General features: G+C 68.9%; 14 protein-coding genes. 7 read left to right on the top strand and 7 right to left on the bottom strand.

What is annotated here, in order from left to right; genetic code table 11:
• Positions 1-6 precede the first annotated feature (6 nt).
• Positions 7-930, bottom strand: a complete 924-nt coding sequence (locus tag KHO18_RS12945; protein WP_144195318.1) for a LysR family transcriptional regulator — start codon at positions 928-930, stop codon at positions 7-9.
• A 116-nt stretch (positions 931-1,046) separates the two neighbouring features.
• Between KHO18_RS12945 and KHO18_RS12940 the strand changes: the two genes are divergently transcribed.
• The 5 genes from KHO18_RS12940 (at position 1,047) to KHO18_RS12920 (ending at position 7,347) form a co-directional block, all read left to right on the top strand.
• Positions 1,047-2,135: a tartrate dehydrogenase gene (locus KHO18_RS12940; RefSeq protein WP_211943321.1), complete on the top strand. Its 1,089-nt coding sequence runs from the start codon at positions 1,047-1,049 to the stop codon at positions 2,133-2,135.
• Positions 2,136-2,213: 78 nt separating this feature from the next.
• Positions 2,214-3,506, top strand: coding sequence for a glycerate kinase type-2 family protein (locus KHO18_RS12935; protein ID WP_244844765.1), 1,293 nt, complete (start codon positions 2,214-2,216; stop codon positions 3,504-3,506).
• A gap of 13 nt (positions 3,507-3,519) precedes the next feature.
• The gene (gene pyk / locus KHO18_RS12930; protein ID WP_144195322.1) at positions 3,520-4,938 is read left to right on the top strand and encodes a pyruvate kinase; all 1,419 of its coding nucleotides are present in this window, start codon (positions 3,520-3,522) and stop codon (positions 4,936-4,938) included.
• A 24-nt stretch (positions 4,939-4,962) separates the two neighbouring features.
• Positions 4,963-6,303 carry a phosphopyruvate hydratase gene (gene eno / locus KHO18_RS12925; protein WP_144195324.1) on the top strand — a complete coding sequence of 447 codons (1,341 nt, stop codon included), beginning with the start codon at positions 4,963-4,965 and terminating at the stop codon, positions 6,301-6,303.
• A gap of 105 nt (positions 6,304-6,408) precedes the next feature.
• Positions 6,409-7,347, top strand: coding sequence for a tripartite tricarboxylate transporter substrate binding protein (locus tag KHO18_RS12920; protein ID WP_211943332.1), 939 nt, complete (start codon positions 6,409-6,411; stop codon positions 7,345-7,347).
• A gap of 18 nt (positions 7,348-7,365) precedes the next feature.
• Here KHO18_RS12920 and KHO18_RS12915 read toward each other — a convergent pair whose 3' ends face one another.
• Genes KHO18_RS12915 through KHO18_RS12895 form a run of 5 tightly spaced genes read right to left on the bottom strand, consistent with a single transcriptional unit; the run spans position 7,366 to position 13,740 of the window.
• A complete protein-coding gene (locus KHO18_RS12915; RefSeq protein WP_092301205.1) occupies positions 7,366-7,578 on the bottom strand; it encodes an acyl-CoA carboxylase biotin carboxyl carrier protein subunit in 213 nt (70 codons plus the stop codon).
• On the bottom strand, positions 7,578-9,005 hold the full coding sequence (locus tag KHO18_RS12910; protein ID WP_211943320.1) for an acetyl-CoA carboxylase biotin carboxylase subunit: 1,428 nt from the start codon (positions 9,003-9,005) through the stop codon (positions 7,578-7,580). Before KHO18_RS12910 ends, KHO18_RS12915 begins: the two co-directional genes overlap by 1 nt.
• Positions 9,002-11,134, bottom strand: coding sequence for an acetate--CoA ligase family protein (locus KHO18_RS12905; RefSeq protein ID WP_211943319.1), 2,133 nt, complete (start codon positions 11,132-11,134; stop codon positions 9,002-9,004). Before KHO18_RS12905 ends, KHO18_RS12910 begins: the two co-directional genes overlap by 4 nt.
• A gap of 3 nt (positions 11,135-11,137) precedes the next feature.
• The gene (locus KHO18_RS12900; RefSeq protein ID WP_211943318.1) at positions 11,138-12,136 is read right to left on the bottom strand and encodes a tripartite tricarboxylate transporter substrate binding protein; all 999 of its coding nucleotides are present in this window, start codon (positions 12,134-12,136) and stop codon (positions 11,138-11,140) included.
• 56 nt (positions 12,137-12,192) lie between these two features.
• A complete protein-coding gene (locus KHO18_RS12895) occupies positions 12,193-13,740 on the bottom strand; it encodes an acyl-CoA carboxylase subunit beta (RefSeq protein ID WP_211943317.1) in 1,548 nt (515 codons plus the stop codon).
• 165 nt (positions 13,741-13,905) lie between these two features.
• Between KHO18_RS12895 and KHO18_RS12890 the strand changes: the two genes are divergently transcribed.
• Positions 13,906-15,639 (top strand): sigma-54 interaction domain-containing protein, encoded by a 1,734-nt coding sequence (locus KHO18_RS12890; RefSeq protein ID WP_211943331.1) that lies wholly within the window; start codon positions 13,906-13,908, stop codon positions 15,637-15,639.
• A 16-nt stretch (positions 15,640-15,655) separates the two neighbouring features.
• On the opposite strand, the gene KHO18_RS12885 is transcribed toward KHO18_RS12890, so the two are convergent.
• On the bottom strand, positions 15,656-16,081 hold the full coding sequence (locus tag KHO18_RS12885) for a DUF1801 domain-containing protein (protein ID WP_211943316.1): 426 nt from the start codon (positions 16,079-16,081) through the stop codon (positions 15,656-15,658).
• Positions 16,082-16,289: 208 nt separating this feature from the next.
• Here KHO18_RS12885 and ybaL point away from each other — a divergent pair, with 208 nt between their 5' ends.
• The gene (gene ybaL, locus KHO18_RS12880; protein WP_211943315.1) at positions 16,290-18,008 is read left to right on the top strand and encodes a cation:proton antiporter domain-containing protein; all 1,719 of its coding nucleotides are present in this window, start codon (positions 16,290-16,292) and stop codon (positions 18,006-18,008) included.
• The last annotated feature ends 62 nt before the right edge of the window (positions 18,009-18,070 follow it).

The following is an 18,070-nucleotide window of genomic DNA, read 5'->3' as shown; positions in this document are numbered from 1 at the left end:
GCCTGATCAGGTTCCAAACTCGCTGAACTTCGAGCCCAGGAACTCCACGAACAGTCGGATGCGCGACGACAACTGGTGCCGTTGCTGGTAGACGGCATAGATGTTCGCCTCGGGGGTGGCGTAGTGCGGCAACACCTGCACCAGCCGCCCGCTGCGCAGGTAGCGCTCGATATCCCATTCGGCGCGCATCACGATGCCATGGCCCTCCAGCGCCCACTGCACGGCGATTTCGCCGTCATTGGTCGTCAAATTGCCACGTACATGAATCGCCTCGGTGCGCTGCTTTGCGCCCTTGCCCGAGGTCAGCCGCCACACCCCGTAGGCATCGCTGCCCTGCCGGATGCCGATGCAGTTATGCCGCGCCAGATCCCCCGGCGTGGCCGGCACGCCGTGCTCGCGCAGGTATTTGGGCGAGGCGCACAGCAGGCGCCGGTTCGGGGCCAGGAACTTGGCGATGATCCGCGCGTCCGGCGGCTCCCCGAACCGCACGCAGACATCGAAGGCATCCTCCGTCAGCGGCGGCGGATCCGCCGATAGCTGGAGTTGCACATCGACATCGGGGTAGGTCCGGCTGTACTCGGCGATGACCGGCGCCACGTGCATGCGGCCGAAGCCCAGCGTGGCGTTCACGCGCAGCAGGCCGCTCGGCCGCCCCTTGGCGCTGGTCAGCAACTGGCTCAGGTCGTCGATCTCCCCCAGGATGCGCCGCGCATGCTCCAGGAACACCTCCCCCTCGGGCGTCAGCCCCATCCGGCGCGTGGTCCGCGTCAGCAGCGGCATGCCGATGCGCGCCTCCATCTGGGCCAGCCGCTTGCTGACCGCCGCCGTCGAGATTCCCAGATCCCGCGCCGCCGCGCTCAGGCTGCCCGCCGTGGCCACCGCCGCGAAAAAGCCCAGTTCGGACGGTTGGATGCCGCTCGTCGCGCTCATGGCATTGTTAATGTCAGGTTAAAGATGGTTTAACTTTAGCGTCGATCCAACACCGCGTCCACGGTCAAGAATCCGTCCCACGCACTACAGCGATGATTCTGACCAGGAGACACAAGATGAAGACGTACAAGATCGCCACGATCCCCGGTGACGGCATTGGCAAGGAAGTGGTTCCCGCCGGCCGTGAAGTGATGGAAGCGCTGGCCGCCGGTGGCGCCGGCTTCCAGTTCGAATTCGAGAACTTCGACTGGGGCGGCGATTACTACCGCCAGCACGGCGTGATGATGCCCGCCGACGGCCTGGAGGCGCTGCGCGGCAAGGATGCCATCCTGTTCGGCTCGGCCGGCGACAACCAGATTCCCGACCACATCACGCTGTGGGGCCTGCGCCTGAAGATCTGCCAGGGCTTCGACCAGTACGCCAATGTGCGCCCGACGCGCATCCTGCCCGGCATCGACGGCCCGCTCAAGCGCTGCGCCCCGGAAGACCTGAACTGGGTGATCGTGCGTGAGAACTCGGAAGGCGAGTATTCGGGCGTGGGCGGCCGCGTGCACCAGGGCCACCCGATCGAGGCAGCCACCGATGTGTCGATGATGACCCGCGTGGGCGTGGAGCGCATCCTGCGCTACGCCTTCAAGCTGGCGCAATCTCGTCCGCGCAAGCTGCTGACCGTGATCACCAAGTCCAACGCCCAGCGCCACGCCATGGTGATGTGGGACGAGGTGGCCGTGGAAGTCGCAAAGGACTTCCCGGACGTGACCTGGGACAAGGAACTGGTCGATGCCGCCACCGCGCGCATGGTCAACCGCCCGAAGACGCTGGACACCATCGTCGCCACCAACCTCCACGCGGACATCCTGAGCGACCTCGCCGCCGCGCTGGCCGGCAGCCTCGGCATCGCGCCCACCGGCAATATCGACCCGGAACGCCGCTACCCGTCGATGTTCGAGCCGATCCACGGTTCCGCCTTCGACATCATGGGCAAGGGCCTCGCCAACCCGGTGGGCACCTTCTGGTCCGTGGTGATGCTGCTCGAACACCTGGGCGAAGACGCCGCCGCCAAGCGCGTGATGGCCGCCATCGAGGCCGTGACCGCCAACCCGTCCCTCCACACCGGCGACCTCGGCGGCAAGGCCACCACGGTCCAGGTGACCAAGGCGGTCTGCGACTACCTGGCCGCCAACAAGCAGGCCAAGGCGGCTTAACCCTCCCGCTTCTGCCCCCGCCGCCCTGCCACTGGCCGGGCGGCCGATCCCCCCGAATTGAGCCCCCCGAGCCCCGCCATGGACACCCCCCAGGCCCGCCAACTGCTCCGCGAGATGTTCGAGGCGGCCATCCACGCCGCCCAGCCCGCGCGCACGCTGGCCGCCCACCTGCCCCCGCCGCCTCCGTCTCCTGGCCGGACCATCGTGATCGGGGCCGGCAAGGCGTCGGCGGCCATGGCCCGCGCGCTGGAAGATGCCTGGCCCCATCCGCTGGAGGGACCGAAGGGGCTGGAAGGGCTGGTGGTCACGCGCTACGGCTACGCGGTGGAGTGCGCGCGCATCGAGATCGTCGAGGCCGCCCATCCGGTGCCGGACGCCGCCGGCTTCCACGCCGCGCAGCGCACGCTGGAACGGGTGTCCGGGCTGACCGAGGACGACCTCGTCATCTGCCTGGTCTCGGGCGGCGGCTCCGCGCTGCTGCCCCTGCCGCTGGCTGGCATGTCGCTCGCGGACAAGCAGGCGGTCAACCAGTCGCTGCTGAAGTCCGGCGCGACCATCACCGAGATGAACACCGTGCGCCGGCATCTGTCGGCGATCAAGGGCGGGCGGCTGGCAGCGGCCTGCCATCCGGCGCGGGTCTGCAACCTGCTGCTGTCCGATGTGCCCGGCGACGACCCCATCGACATCGCCTCCGGCCCCACCGTGCCGGACCCGACCACCCGGGCCGACGCGCTGGCCATCGTCCGGCGCTACGGCATCGACGTGCCGCCGCATGTGCTGGCCGTGCTCGATTCGGACGCGTCCGAGTCCATCAAACCCGGCGATGCCCGCCTGCCGCCCATCGACACCACGCTGATCGCCACGCCCCGGCTGGCGCTGGAAGCTGCCGCCGCCGTGGCACGCCGCGCCGGCCTGCGCGCCTACCTGCTGGGCGATGCCATCGAGGGCGAGGCGCGCGATGTCGGCAAGGTCATGGGCGGTCTGGCGCTGGAAGTGGCGCGGCACGGCCAGCCGTTCACGGCGCCCTGCGTGCTGCTCTCGGGCGGCGAGACCACCGTCACCGTGCGCGGCAACGGGCGCGGCGGGCGGAACGTGGAATACCTGCTCTCGCTGGCGCTGACGCTGCGCGGCGAACCCGGCGTGTACGCCATCGCGGGCGATACCGATGGCGTGGACGGCCAGGAGGAGATTGCCGGCGCGCTGGCCGGCCCGGACACGCTGGCGCGCGCCTGGCAGCTTGGTATCCGCCCGCAGGATGCACTTTCGGCCAACGATGGCCACGGTTTCTTCGAGGCGCTCGGCGATGCGGTTGTCACCGGGCCGACCTTGACCAATGTCAATGACTTCCGCGCCATCCTGATCGCGCGGTGAAGGGAGTAACAAGATGAGACGTACCCGCAATGCCAAGATCGTGGCCACACTGGGCCCCGCGAGCACGTCGCCGGAAGTCATCGACGCGCTGTTCGAGGCCGGCGCCGACGTATTCCGGCTCAACTTCAGCCACGGCAGCCACGCCGACCACAAGCAGCGGCTGGACACCATCCGCGCCGTGGAACGGGACCGTGGCCGCCCAATCGGCGTGCTGCTGGACCTGCAAGGCCCCAAGCTGCGCATCGGCACGTTCGCCGATGGCCCGATCCAGCTGGCCGCCGAGGCCAGCTTCCGGCTCGACCTCGACGCCAGCGTGGCCGGCACCGCCAGCCGGGTCAGCCTGCCCCACCCGGAAATCTTCGCGGCCTTGCAGGAAGGCACCGAACTGCTGCTCGATGACGGCAAGATCCGCCTGCGCGTGGAGCGCTGCGGCAAGGACTTCGCCGAGACCACCGTGGTCAACGGCGGGACGCTGTCCGACCGCAAGGGCGTCAACGTGCCCGGCGTGGTGCTGCCGCTGTCGGCCATGACCGAGAAGGACCGGCGCGACCTGGACTTCGGCCTGACGCTGGGTGTGGACTGGATCGCCCTGTCCTTCGTGCAGCGGCCCGAGGACATCCTGGAGATCAAGGACATCGTCAAGGACCGCGCCGGCATCGTCGCCAAGCTGGAGAAGCCGGCCGCGATCCAGAGCCTGGAGGCCATCGTCGCCGAAGCGGATGCCGTGATGGTGGCGCGCGGCGACCTCGGCGTGGAGATGCCGGCGGAACTGGTGCCCTCGCTGCAGAAGCAGATCCTGCGGGCCTGCCGCAAGGCCGGCAAGCCGGTGATCGTGGCCACGCAGATGCTGGAATCGATGATCGCCTCGCCGGTGCCGACCCGCGCGGAAGCCTCGGACGTGGCTACGGCCGTGTACGACGGCGCCGACGCGGTGATGCTGTCCGCCGAATCGGCCTCGGGCCAGTATCCGGTGGAGGCGGTGCGGATGATGAACAGCATCATCTCGCGCACCGAGTCGGACCCGCTCTATCACGATGCCATCCAGGCCTCCCACACCCCGCCGCGCGCAGAGGCCGCCGACGCCATCGGGCTGGCGGTGCGCCATGTGGCCGGGCTGCTGAAGTCCCCGGCGACGGTGGCCTACACCAGTTCCGGCTACTCGGCGCTGCGCATGGCGCGCGAGCGCCCCGAGGTGCCCATTCTCGGCATGACCCCGCGCATGGCCACCGCGCGCCGGCTGGCGCTGGCGTGGGGCGTGCACGCGGTGCTGTGCCACGAGGTGGTCGATGTGGTCGAGATGACCGAATTGGCCAGCCAGACCGTGCGCAAGGAGGGCTTCGGCGCGGCCGGCGACTCGATCGTGATTTCCGCCGGGCTGCCCTTCGCGGTAGCCGGCACCACCAATCTGCTGCGAATCGCGCAGGTCCAGTAAGTTGCTATTTCGTTAGGAACCCCCATGCCCATCATCCAGGACATTCGCGGCTACGAGATCCTCGACTCGCGCGGCAACCCCACCGTGGCGGCGCAGGTGCGGCTGTCGGACGGCGCGCAAGGCTTTGCGGCGGCGCCGTCGGGCGCTTCCACCGGCGCCCGCGAAGCGCTGGAACTGCGCGACGGCGACAGCGACGGCAAACCCCGGCGCTACTTCGGCAAGGGCGTGCGCAAGGCCGTGGCCCATATCGACGTCGATATCGCCCGCACGCTGGCCGGCATGCCGGCGGCAGACCAGGCGGCGGTGGACGACTGCCTGATCCGGCTCGACGGCACGCCGGAGAAGTCCCGGCTCGGCGCCAACGCGCTGCTGGCGGTGTCGCTGGCCACCGCGAAGGCGGCGGCGGCTTCGGCCGACTTGCCGCTTTATCGGACCATCGGAGGCCAGCGCCGCGACGCCCGCCTGCCGCTGCCGATGATGAACATCATCAATGGCGGCGCCCATGCCGACAACAGCGTGGACATGCAGGAGTTCATGATCCTGCCGGTGGGCGCGCCGTCGTTCTCCGAGTCCCTGCGCTGGGGCGCGGAGATCTTCCACACGCTCAAGGCGGTACTCAAGGCGCAGGGGCTTTCCACCGCCGTGGGCGACGAAGGCGGCTTCGCGCCGGACCTCGCCTCGAACGAGCACGCGCTGGAGATTATCCTGCGCGCCATCGAACAGGCCGGGTTCCAGGCTGGGCGGGACATCGCGCTGGGGCTGGACGTCGCCAGTTCGGAGTTCCATCGCGACGGGCGGTACGAGTTGCAGTCCGAAGGCCGGTCCTACACGGCGGACGGTTTTGTCGACCTGCTGGCCAAGTGGGTCGATCAGTACCCCATCGTCACCATCGAGGACGGCATGGCCGAGGGCGACTGGGCCGGCTGGCAGTTGCTGACCGAGCGGCTGGGCCAGCGCGTGCAGTTGGTGGGCGACGACCTCTTCGTCACCAACACGGCGATCCTGCGGCAGGGCATCGACTGCGGCGCCGCCAACGCGATCCTGATCAAGCCCAACCAGATCGGCACGCTGACCGAGACGCTGAACGCCATCGACATGGCGGAGGCGGCCGGCTACGCCTCGGTCATCTCGCATCGCTCCGGCGAGACCGAGGACACGACCATTGCCGACCTCAGCGTCTGCACGGCGGCCACCCAGATCAAGACCGGCTCGCTGTGCCGCTCCGACCGCGTGGCCAAGTACAACCGCCTGCTCTATATCGAGGCGGAACTGGGCTGCGCGGCCACCTTCGCGGGACGCGCCGCGCTGCGCGTACCGGGTTTGCAGGTGTTGCAGTCAGCGACTGACCTCGCTATAAGCGCTTAATACATCACAAAGTAAAAATACAGGAGACAGACCATGCGTACTACCAAAACCCTTCCCCGCTTCTTTCCCCGCTTCTTTCCCCGCTTCCTCCGTACCGCACTGCTGATGCTGGGCGCCGGGGCCTCCGCCCTGTGCGTGGCGCAGGAGTGGCCGGCCAAGCCGATCAGCCTGATCGTGCCGTTCCCCTCCGGTGGCACCACCGACGTACTCGCCCGCGCCATCGGCGACCAGCTTTCCAAGCGGCTGGGCCAGCCCGTGATCGTGGAGAACCGGCCCGGCGCCGGCGCCACGCTGGGCGCGGACTACGTGGCCAAGGCCAAGCCGGACGGCTACACGCTGCTGATGGGTGCCGTCCACCACACCATCGCCACCAGCGTCTACAAGAAGCTGCCGTACAACTTCCAGAAAGACCTGGCGCCGATCGCCACCGTGGCGATGGTGCCCAATGTGCTGGTGATCAATCCCGCCAAGACCCCGGCCAAGACCGTGGCCGAACTGGTGGCGCTGGCCAGGAAGTCGCCCACCGAGTTTGCCTACGGTTCCAACGGCAACGGCACCGCGCAGCACCTGATCGGCACCCAGTTCCAGACCGCCTCGGGCGCGCCGCTGCTGCACGTGCCCTATAAAGGCAGCGGCCCGCTGACCACCGACCTGCTGGGCGGACAGGTGACCATGTCCTTCGACACGCTCACCCCCGTACTGCCGCACATCAAGGCCGGCAAGCTGCGCGCGCTGGCCGTGACCACGGCCAAGCGCTCCAGCGTGCTGCCGGACGTGCCGACCATGGAGGAAGCGGGCCTGAAGGGCTTCGATATCGGCACGTGGTTCGGCATCCTGGCGCCGGCGGCCACGCCCAAGCCCATCGTCGCCCAGCTCAGCGCGAAGATCGTGGAAATCGTCAATTCGCCGGACTTCCAGCAGCGCATGCTGGCCGCCGGCGCCGAGCCGATGCCCAGCGATTCGGCAGCGTTCGCCAAGCGCATCGACGACGAGACCGCCAAGTTCGCCAAGCTGGTCAAGGATGGCAAGGTGACGATCGAGTAAGGCCCGGGCCTTGGCGCGTTATTCGACCTCCACCACCGGCTGGCCCTCGGTCACGGCGTCGCCGGGCTGGACCAGGATGGCCTTGACCACGCCATCCGCCTCGGCTTCCAGCGGGATTTCCATCTTCATCGATTCGATGATCATCAGGACGTCCCCGGCGGAGATGGTGGCGCCGGCTTCGATGGCGATGGAAGACACATGGCCGCTGACTGCGGCGTCGATCTGGGGCATCAGGCTGCTCTTTCGGTAAGGGTTTCGGTTTGCTTCGGCGCAGGCGTCGACGTCAAGGCCGGCGTGGCCAGCACGCGCTGGGTCAGGGCGGTGTCGATGCGGGCATCGGCGAAGTCGGGGTGGGCCAGCACGCGCAGCAGGAACGGCAGGTTGGTCTTGACCCCGGCGATCTGGAACGCCTCCAGCGCGGCACGCAGGCGCCGGATGGCGTCGGCGCGGTCGCTGCCGGTGGCGATCACCTTGGCGATCATCGGGTCGTAGTACGGCGTCACGCGCTGGCCCTGCGCGTAGCCGGTCTCCACGCGGATGCCGGGCGCCTGCGGCGGCACGAAGGTGTCCAGCGGCCCCGGCGACGGGAAGAAGCGCACCGGGTCTTCGGCATAGACGCGGGCCTCGATGGCATGGCCCTGCTGGGGCGTGGGGGCCGGCAGCACGGCGTCGATGCGCTCGCCGCAGGCCAGCCGGACCTGCGCGGCCACGATGTCGATGCCGGTCACCTGCTCGGTCACCGCGTGCTCCACCTGGAGCCGCGTGTTCATCTCCAGGAAGACAAAGCCGGTCTCGGAGGTATGCAGCATCTCCACGGTGCCGATCACGTCGTAGCCGACGTGGCCCAGCAGCGTGGCCAGCCGCTCGCGCATGGCGGCCACCGCCTCAGGCGGCAAGTTTGGCGCAGGCGCTTCTTCGAGCACTTTTTGATGACGGCGCTGCACCGAGCAGTCCCGCTCGCCGACGATGCGCACGCCGCCGTAACGGTCCGCCAGGACCTGGAATTCGATGTGGCGCGGCTGCTCCATCAGCTTTTCCAGATACAGCTCTGCCTGCCCGAAGCTGCGCTGCGCCACCGAGCGCGCCTGCTGCCATGCGGCGGCCAGCCCTTGCGCATCGCGCACCGGCAGCATGCCGATGCCCCCGCCACCGCCGGCCGGCTTGATCAGCACCGGGTAGCCGATCTGCCCGGCGGCGGCAGCCACGACGGCCATGTCGTCCGGCAGCACGCCGGAACTCGGCGCCATCGGCATGCCGTGGCCGGCCATGAAGTCGCGCGCCTCGGTCTTGTGGCCCAGACGGCGAATCCAGGCGGGCGACGGGCCGATAAAGCAGAGCCCGGCCGCCTCCACCCGTTCGGCAAAGTCGGCGTTTTCCGACAGGAAGCCATAGCCGGGATGCACGCCGTCCGCGCCGGTCTCCCGGGCCACGTCGAGCAGCTTTTCCTGATGCAGATAGCTGTCCAGCGGCGCCGCCTCGCCGATGCGCACGGCCACATCGGCCTCGCGCAGGTAGGGCAGGCCCGCGTCGGCGTCCGAGTAGACCGCCACCGAGGCGATGCCGAGCTGGCGCAGCGCGCGGATGACCCGAGCCGCCACGGCGCCCCGGTTGGCCACCAGCACGCAGCGCAGCGTGCGGACCTTGCTGGTTGGGTTCATGCCGTCTCTCCTGCGCGGATCACCACCGCATCGACCAGCACCGGCGCCACCGCCCCACGGGCGACGATCACCGGGTTGGCATCGACCGAATGCACCGTGCCGCCCGCCGCCACCATCCAGTCGCCCAGACGGACCAGCATGCCGGCCAGTTGGTCGAGGTCCACCGCTTCCATGCCGCGCAGTGCGGCGAACGCCGGGGCGATGCGCAGCCGGCCGATGGCCTCCCGCGCCTGACTGGCCGTGAACGGCGCGACGAGGAACTGCACGTCCTGCAGCGCCTCCACCAGCACGCCGCCCTGCCCCACCATCACCACCGGGCCGTAGGCCGGGTCGATATGGGCGCCCACGGCCAACTCGAACGCGCCGCGTTGCTGGCGCGCCAGCAGCACGCCGCCGTGGCGGACTTCCATCCGGCGCAGGATCTGGTCGATCTCGTCGAAGGCGGCCACGGCGGCAGCCTCGCCGGACAGGTTCAGCTTCACCAGCCCGTGCTCGGACTTGTGCGTGATGTCCGGGGACACGCCCTTGGCCACCACCGGCGCGCCCAGTTCGGCCACGGCACGGCGTACGTCATCGGCGCTGTGGCAGAGCCGGTGCGCCACCACGGGCAGGCCCGCCGCCGCGAGTTCGGCCAGGCTGCGGACTTCATCGAGGGCATGGGCGGAGGCCGCGTGCGTCGGCACTCCTGCCGGCACGCCAGCCGGCAAGGGCGCGGCCTGCGCCGCCTCGCGGCGTTCGCCATATTCGGCCAGCAGCGCCAGCGCCTGCATGGCGGACCGCTCGCTGTCGAACACCGGCACGCCCTGCGCGCGGAACGCCTGCGCCACCCACTCCTGATTGGCGCTGACCGCCACCGGCACGCCGCTGGCCGAGGCGAACCGCCCGGTCTGGGCGGAGAAATCGTCGAAGTCGTAGCCTTCGCCGCCAATCGGAAAGCCGACGAAGATCAGGTCGGCCTGCCGCTGGGCCGCCACGGCGTCGAGCGTCTGGCCATAGATCTGCGGCTGGCCGAGCAGCGCGGTGGTCATGTCGATGGGATTGCGCGCCGAGACATAGCCGGGCAGCACGGCGCGCAGCGCGGCGGTGCCGGGTTCGTCGAACTGGCACAGGTCCAGCCCGTGGGACTCCGCCGCATCCGCCGCCAGCACGCAGGTGGCGCCCGAGTTGCTGATCGCCACCACCTTGCGGCCACGCGGCCGCTGGCCGCCCGCGAAGATCTGCGCGAACTCGGACAATTCCCGGAAATCGTTCACGCGCAGGATGCCGTGCTGGCGCAGGAAGGCATCGGCCAGCGCGTCCTCGCCGGCCAGCGCCCCGGTGTGGGAGCTGGCGGTCAGTTGCCCGGCGCGGGTGCGGCCGGCCTTGACGGCGAGGATCGGCACATCGCGCGCATGGGCGATCCGTGCGGCCTGCGCCAGCACGTCCGGGTCGCGCAGGGATTCCACGTACAGCAGCATCACGCGTACGGCGTCGTCCTCGGCAATCGCGCGCAGCGTTTCGGCGGCGGTCACGTCGGCCTCGTTGCCCGTGGCCACCATGTAGCGCACGCCGATACCCTTGCGGCGCAGCCCGCCATAGACGATGGACGAGCCCGCGCCGCTCTGGCTGACGATGGCCACGGGGCCGTCCTGCGGCGCTTCCTCGTTGATCATGGTCGAGAAATGCAGCACCGCGCCGGTGGCGAAATTGGCCACGCCCTGTGTGTTCGGCCCGAACAGCCGCAGGCCGCCGGCACGGGCCCGCGCCACCAGCCGCTGCTGCTGCGCCGCGCCGGCCTCGCCCAGTTCGGCAAAGCCCGACGAATAGATCACCGCGCCCTTCGCCCCCACGGCAATGCACTGCTCGATGGCCTGCTCGGCCTCGGTGCCGGCCACGCTGATGATGACCACCTCGGGCGAGTCTGGCAGCGCGGCCAGATCGGGGTAGGCGGCCAGGCCCTGAATTTCTGCCCGTTTACTCTGGGCCCGCTTGGGGTTGACCGGGTAGATGCGCCCGCCGTAGCCGTGGCGCTGCATATAGTCAATGGGCCGCCCGCCGGCCTTGATCGGGTTGTCTGACGCGCCCAGCACCGCCACCGAGCGCGGCGCCAGCAATGACAACAACGAAGCTTGCTCCTTGGTATCCGCCATCGCTCAGTCCACCTTGACCTTGGCCTCGGTGGCCACGCGCTTCCATTTGTCGAGTTCGGCCTGCACGAAGCTGCCGAACTGCTCGGCGTTGAGCGCGCCGGGGCTGGTGCCGTTCTGGGTCAGGTAGGTCTTGGCTTCGGCGCTGTTCATGCTCTTGACCGCTTCGCGGTTCAGCTTTTCCACCAGCGGGCGCGGCAGGTTGGCGGGGCCGTAGAAGCCGATCCACGTGGTGGCCTCGTAGCCGGGCACGCCCTGTTCGGCAATCGTCGGCACGTTGGGCAGCGCCTCGCTGCGCCTGGCCGAGGTCACGCCGATGGCCTTGACCTTGCCGTCCTTCACGTACGGCGCCATGGTCATCACGTCATGGAACAGCGCGGGGATCTGGCCGCCCAGCAGGTCGGCCAGCGCCGGGGACGCACCCTTGTACGGAATGTGCGTCATCGGCACCTTGGCCATCAGGCGCAGCAGCTCTCCGGACATGTGCGTGGCGCCGCCAATGCTCGACGAGCCGTAGGACAGCCCCTCGCTCTGCTTCCGGGCATAGGCCAGGAATTCGGGGAGATTGCTGGCCGGCACGCTGTTGTTGACCACCAGCACGTTGGGCGTGGTGGCCAGCAGCGCGATGTTCGTGAAATCCTTCGACGCGTTGTACGGCAGCTTGGGCCGGATGGCCGGGTTGATCACGTGGTGCGTGGCCGAGACCAGCAGCGTGTAGCCGTCCGGGTTGGCGCGCGCCACCATCTCGGTGCCGATCTGCCCGCTGGCGCCGGCGCGGTTGTCCACCACGAAGGGCTGCTTCAGCTCGGCCTGCATGTCACGGGCGATGCGGCGCGCCAGCAGGTCGGTCATGCCGCCCGCCGGGAACGGCACGACGATGGTGACGGGCTTGGCGGGCCAGTGCTCCTGCGCGAAGGCCGGCGCGGCGATCGTGGCGGCGATCGTGGTGGCCATCGTGGTGGCCGTGAGGCCGAGACACAGCGAAGGTAGGGATCTGCGTTGCATGCGGTTTGTCTCCTGAATCTTCTTGTAGTGTGTGGACGAGTGCCGTCCGAACAGCCTCAAGGCCGGATGCCGAACTTGCGCACGCCCGCCTCGCGCAGCGGCGCGGCGAGGTTGGCGAACTCGCACAGCAGCGCCCGCGTGTCGCGCGGGTCGATGATGTCCTCGATCACGAAGGCTTCCGCGCTGCGGAACGGCGAGGTCAGGCTGCGCACGCGCTGCTCGATCTCGGCCCGCTTCTGCACCGGGTCGTCGGCGCCCTCGATCTCCGCCTTGTAGGCCACCTCCAGCCCGCCCTCGATCGGCAGCGACCCCCAGTTGGCGGACGGCCACGCGTAGCGGAAGTTGAACCGGCCCATGTGCTGGTGCCCCGCCGCCGCCACACCATAGGCGCGGCGCACGATCACCGAGCACCACGGCACGGTGGCCTGATAGACCGCCGCCAGCGCGCGCACGCCGTAGCGCATGATCCCGGCCTTCTCGGCCTCCAGCCCGATCTGGAACCCGGCGATATCGACGAGGTTGACCACGGGCAGGTGGAAGGCTTCGGCCATGTCCAGGAAGCGGGTGAATTTCTCCGCCGTGGGGCCGTCCCAGCCGCCGCCGTAGTAGTACGGGTCGCTGGCGACCACGGCCACGGGCCAGCCGTCCAGCCGGGCCAGCCCGGTGACGATGGCGCGGCCCCAGATTTTGCCGATCTCGAAGAAGGAGTCCTGATCGACCAGCGCCTGCACGATCGGCCGGATCTTGTAGACCTGACGGCTTTCACGGGGGATGGCGGAGAGCAGCCATTCGTCGCGGCGGCGCGTGTCGTCGGCCGGCGCGCCGCGCGGCGGCAGCTCGTACACGGACGGCGGCAGGTAGGACAGGAAGCGGCGGGCCCGGCCGAAGGCTTCCTCCTCGCTCGCCACCTCGTCATCGACCACGCCGTTGCGGGTGTGGATCTGGCTGCCCCCGAGTTCGTTCTTCTCCAGGATCTGGCCGATGCGCGCCACCACCGGCGGCCCGGCGTTGAACAGTTGCGCGGTGCCCTTGACCATCACCGAGTAATGGCTGGCCGCCACGCGCGCCGCGCCCATGCCGGCCACCGAACCCAGCGCCAGCGACACCACCGGCACCACCGACATGTTCTCCACCACGTGCTGCCACACCTTCATGGTCGGGATGTTGGTGTAGCCACGGTTCTCGATATTGCGCACCGAGCCGCCACCGCCCGTGCCATCGACCAGCCGCACCATCGGCAGGCGCAGGTCGTGGGCCATCTTCTCGGCGTGGATCAGCTTGTCGCCCACCGCGCCGTCGTTGGCGCCGCCGCGCACGGTGAAGTCATCCCCCACCAGCACGGCGGGTCGGCCATCCAGATGTGCGCGACCCATCACCAGATTGGCCGGGGTCAGGCCCACCAGCCGGCCATTGCTGTCGTACTGGCCGCTACCGGTGAGCGCACCCACCTCGCGGAAGCTGCCGGGGTCCGCGATGGCCTCGATGCGCTCGCGCACGGTGAGCTTGCCCGCGTCCTTGTGGCGCTTGACCTTGTCGGGTCCGCCAAGCTCGGCGGCCAGTCGCTTGCGATAGGCCAGTTCGTCGATTTCCGGCTGCCAGGACATGTGTCTCCTCTGTGTCTTCGGGCTTTTGGGTATGGGTGTTATCCGAGAGCTAACGCACTACCCGTGCCAGCCATGAAGCACATTGATTTCATTGCGATTTTTTCGGCTGGCCGGTAGAGTGTCCGGTACGAGGACACCCAGATGTCCCGCATGGAGACACAATCGATGTCGTCAGTGAAGACACAATGCCTGGGCGCGCTGGTGCTCGGGGCCGGCGGGGAGACCCTTGCCGCCTCGGGCACAGCACGCCATCCGGCCATCGCCCGGGCCGCGCAGGCCGCCGTGGCGGCACTGCCCCCCGCCGAGGACCACCACGCCGGCCGCATCTTCGAGTTCGAGGTCGATGGCGAGCGCCACATCGGGCTGGCCTTGCTCGATGCCAGCCAACAGACCCTCCTGCTGCGCCGCGCGGCCGCCGGGGCGGCGCTGTTCGATTTCCTCGGCGCGGTGCCGTTTGCGGACGCCATCCTTGAGCACTTCCTGACCAATCCCTATCAGGCGATCACGGTGGTGGACCACACGGGGCATATCCGCTTCATCAGTCCGGTCCATGAGGCGTTTTTCGGCCTGCGCACTGGCGAAGGCACCGGGCGCCCCGCCGAGCAGGTCATCCCGAATTCACGGCTGGGTCATGTGGTGGCCACCGGCAAGGCCGAGATCGGCCAGCTTCAGCGGATGAATGGCGTGACGCGCGTAGTGAACCGGGTGCCCATCGTCGCCGATGGCAAGACGGTCGGCGCGATCGGACAAGTCCTATTCAAAGAGCCGGAGGCCATCGGCCGGATGCACAAGGAGGTGGAGGAACTGCGCTCGCAACTGGCGCACTACCGGCGCGAACTGCACGGGCTGCGCCAGCGCGATGCCGGCGCAGGGGGTGTGGGACTGCTGATCGGCGAGAGCGCGCCGATGCAGCGGCTGCGCCGGGAGATCGAGACCGTGGCGCGGCTCGACGTGCCCGTGCTGGTGCTGGGCGAGTCCGGCACGGGCAAGGAACTCGTCGCGCGGGCCATCCACAGCGCCGGCCGGGGCGCCCTCAGCACGCAAGGCGATGACGAGGGGACGCAGGCCGCGCCGCTGGTCAGCCTGAACCTGGCAGCGTTCCCGGCCACGCTGATCGAGGCCGAACTGTTCGGCCATGCGGCGGGCGCTTTCACGGGCAGCCATCGACATGGCCAGCCCGGCAAGCTCGAACAGGCAGCCGGCGGCACGCTGTTCCTGGACGAAGTCGCCGATATTCCGATGGAGATGCAGGTCAAGCTGCTGCGCGTGCTGGAAGACCGCATGGTCGAGCGGCTGGGCAGCCGGCAGGCGCGGCGGGTGGATTTCCGGCTCGTGACCGCCACCAACCGCGACATCCAGGCGCTGATCGACGGTGGCCGCTTCCGGCTCGACCTCTACTACCGCCTCAGCGGCGTGGTGCTGCGCGTGCCGGCGCTGGGCCAGCGGCTGGAGGACATTCCCGCCCTGCTCCATCACTTTGTGCAGGCGTTCTGCCAGCGCAACGGCGTGCCGGTGCCGCAGGTCATGCCCGATGTGGCGCGGCACCTGGCTTCGCGGCGCTGGCCCGGCAATGTGCGCCAGCTACGGCAGAAGATCGAGGAAGCGCTGGTCTTCTGCGACGGCAGCCGGCTCCGGGTGCAGGACTTCGCCCGGGGCGAGGAAAACCATATGGCGGCGATGGTGGCGACCATGACACCGCCAGCCGCCCACCCGCTTGGGCAGGTCTTCGCCTCGGAGGATGCCCCGGCCCCGGCCGCAGCCCGCCTGCGCGACCTCGCGTATGACGCGGTGCTGCAGGCCATCGCCCGGCATGGCGGCAACAAGAAGCAGGCCGCGCTGGAGCTGGGCATTTCCCGCTCCCATCTATATAAGATGCTCGAGCGCGGCGGCGAAGCCTGAACCGGGAATTCCGGAACTAGCCCTTGCCCTGGTTCAGCGCCACGGCGGCGCGGATCAGGGCTTTCAGCGCCTTGGCATCGATCTTCTCGCCCTCGCGGAAGTCGATGGCGCGCCGCGTGTTCCCGTCCAGGCTCGAATTGAACAGGCCGGACGGGTCTTCCAGCGAGGCGCCCTTGGCGAAGGTCATCTTCACGGCGCTCTTGTAGGTCTCCCCTGTGCACAGGATGCCGTCGTGGGACCACACCGGCACGCGCCACTTCCATTCCTCCACCACCTCGGGGTCGGCTTCCTTCACCAGCGCGCGCAGGCGGGCCAGGGTTTCGCCGCGCCAGTCGACCAGTTCGGCGATCCGGGCGTCGATCAGGGCTGCCGGGGACTCGTCCGCTGGCGCGGTGGCCTTGGTTGCGGTCTTGGCCGGGGCTTTGGTCTTCGTCTGGGTCATTCCCGCCTCTCCTCTCGTATTTGTCCGCCTTTTGGTGCGTGTATGGTTGTCGAAGTGGCGCGCCTTGCCAAGCCCCCGGCGCCGGGCGCTGGCCGGAATCCGCCCGTTTTTTCATGGGGTCCGCCGTCGAGGCCGGGCACCTGCCGTTACAATTGCCCCTCGCCCCAGCATTTCACTGGCCGCTTGCGCAGCACCCCGCAGACGACGCATGGACCACGACTTCACCCTCATCACCACCATCGCCGCCGGCTTCGGCATCGCCCTCGTGCTTGGCTTCCTGGCTGAACGCGTCAAGATTCCCGCCCTGGTCGGCTACCTCGTCACCGGCATCATCATCGGCCCCGGCACGCCGGGTTTCGTCGCCGATGTTCATCTGGCCTCGCAATTGTCCGAAATCGGCGTGATGCTGCTGATGTTCGGCGTCGGCCTGCATTTCTCGCTGGGCGACCTGCTGGCGGTGAAACGCATTGCCATTCCCGGGGCGGTGGTGCAGATGGCGCTTGCCACCGCGCTGGGCATGCTGGTGGCGTGGATCTGGGACTGGAGCCTGGGCACCGGGCTGGTCTTCGGCCTGTCCCTGTCTTGCGCGAGCACGGTGGTGCTGCTCAAGGCGCTGGAAACCCGCAACGTGCTGGAAACCATGAACGGGCGGATTGCGGTGGGCTGGCTGGTGGTGGAAGACCTGGCCACGGTGCTGGTGCTGGTGCTGCTGCCGCCGCTGGCCGGGCTGCTCGGCGGCACGGGCGCCGCGCCGGACCAGAGCGCCCAGGCGCTTGGCTTCACCATCCTCAAGACGCTGCTCCAGGTGGTGGCGTTTATCGCGCTGATGCTGGTGGCCGGGCGGCGCATCCTGCCGTGGCTGCTGTGGCAGGTGGCCAAGACCGGCTCGCGCGAGCTGTTCACGCTGGCCGTGGTCGCCGTGGCGATTGGCATTGCCTATGGGGCGGCCGAACTGTTTAACGTGTCCTTCGCGCTGGGCGCCTTCTTTGCCGGCATGGTGATGCGCGAGTCGGAGTTCAGCCATCGCGCCGCCGAGGAGTCGCTGCCGCTGCGCGACGCGTTCTCGGTGCTGTTCTTCGTCTCGGTGGGCATGCTGTTCAAGCCGGCCATCCTGATCGAGCAGCCGCTGCACGTGCTGGCGGTGGTGGCCATCATCGTGTTCGGCAAGTCGCTGGCGGCCTTCGCGCTGGTGCTGGCCTTCCGCTATCCGCTCAACACGGCGCTGACGGTGTCCGCCAGCTTGGCGCAGATCGGCGAATTCTCGTTCATCCTGGCCGGGCTGGGGGTCACGCTGGGGCTGCTGCCCGAGGAAGGCATGAGCCTGGTGCTGGCCGGCGCGCTGATTTCCATCGCGATCAATCCGCTGCTGTTTGCCGGCGTGGAGCCGCTGCGAAACTGGATTCTCAAGCGCTCGGCGCTGGCGCGGCGGCTGGAGCAGCGTGGCGACCCGTACGCCGAGCTGCCGATGACCACCGAGCGCAAGTATCTGGAAGGCCAGGTGGTGCTGGTGGGCTACGGCCGCGTGGGCAAGCGGATTGCCCAGGCGATGCAGGAGCGTGGCATTCCCTTCGTGATTGCGGACGAGAACCGCGAGCGCGTGGAGTCCCTGCGCCGCGCGGGCTTCGCGGCGGTCTCGGGCAATGCGGCCGACCCGGCGGTGCTGATCCAGGCCCATATCGCCCACGCGGCGATGCTGGTGATTGCCGTGCCGGAGCCGCTCTACGTGCGCCAGATGGTGGAAACCGCCAAGACGCTCAATCCCGACGTGGAGATCGTGCTGCGCACGCATAGCGAGGACGAATCCGCGCTGCTGCGCAAGGAAGGGCTCGGCACGGTGTTCTATGGCGAGGAGGAACTGGCCAAGGGCATGACCAGCCATGTACTGGGGCGCTTCGTGCCGCGCGGCGCGCATGAGGCCACGGCCTGAATCGCGTCAGGATCGATTCACGATTGGCTCAGGATTGATGCGATTGGCAGAAATCCGATTTC

It is taken from the genome of Cupriavidus campinensis (genome assembly GCF_905397395.1).
Lineage (GTDB): Bacteria > Pseudomonadota > Gammaproteobacteria > Burkholderiales > Burkholderiaceae > Cupriavidus > Cupriavidus campinensis.
The sequence above is the reverse complement of the archived record's forward strand: the minus strand, read 5'-3'. Positions and strand labels throughout refer to the sequence as shown.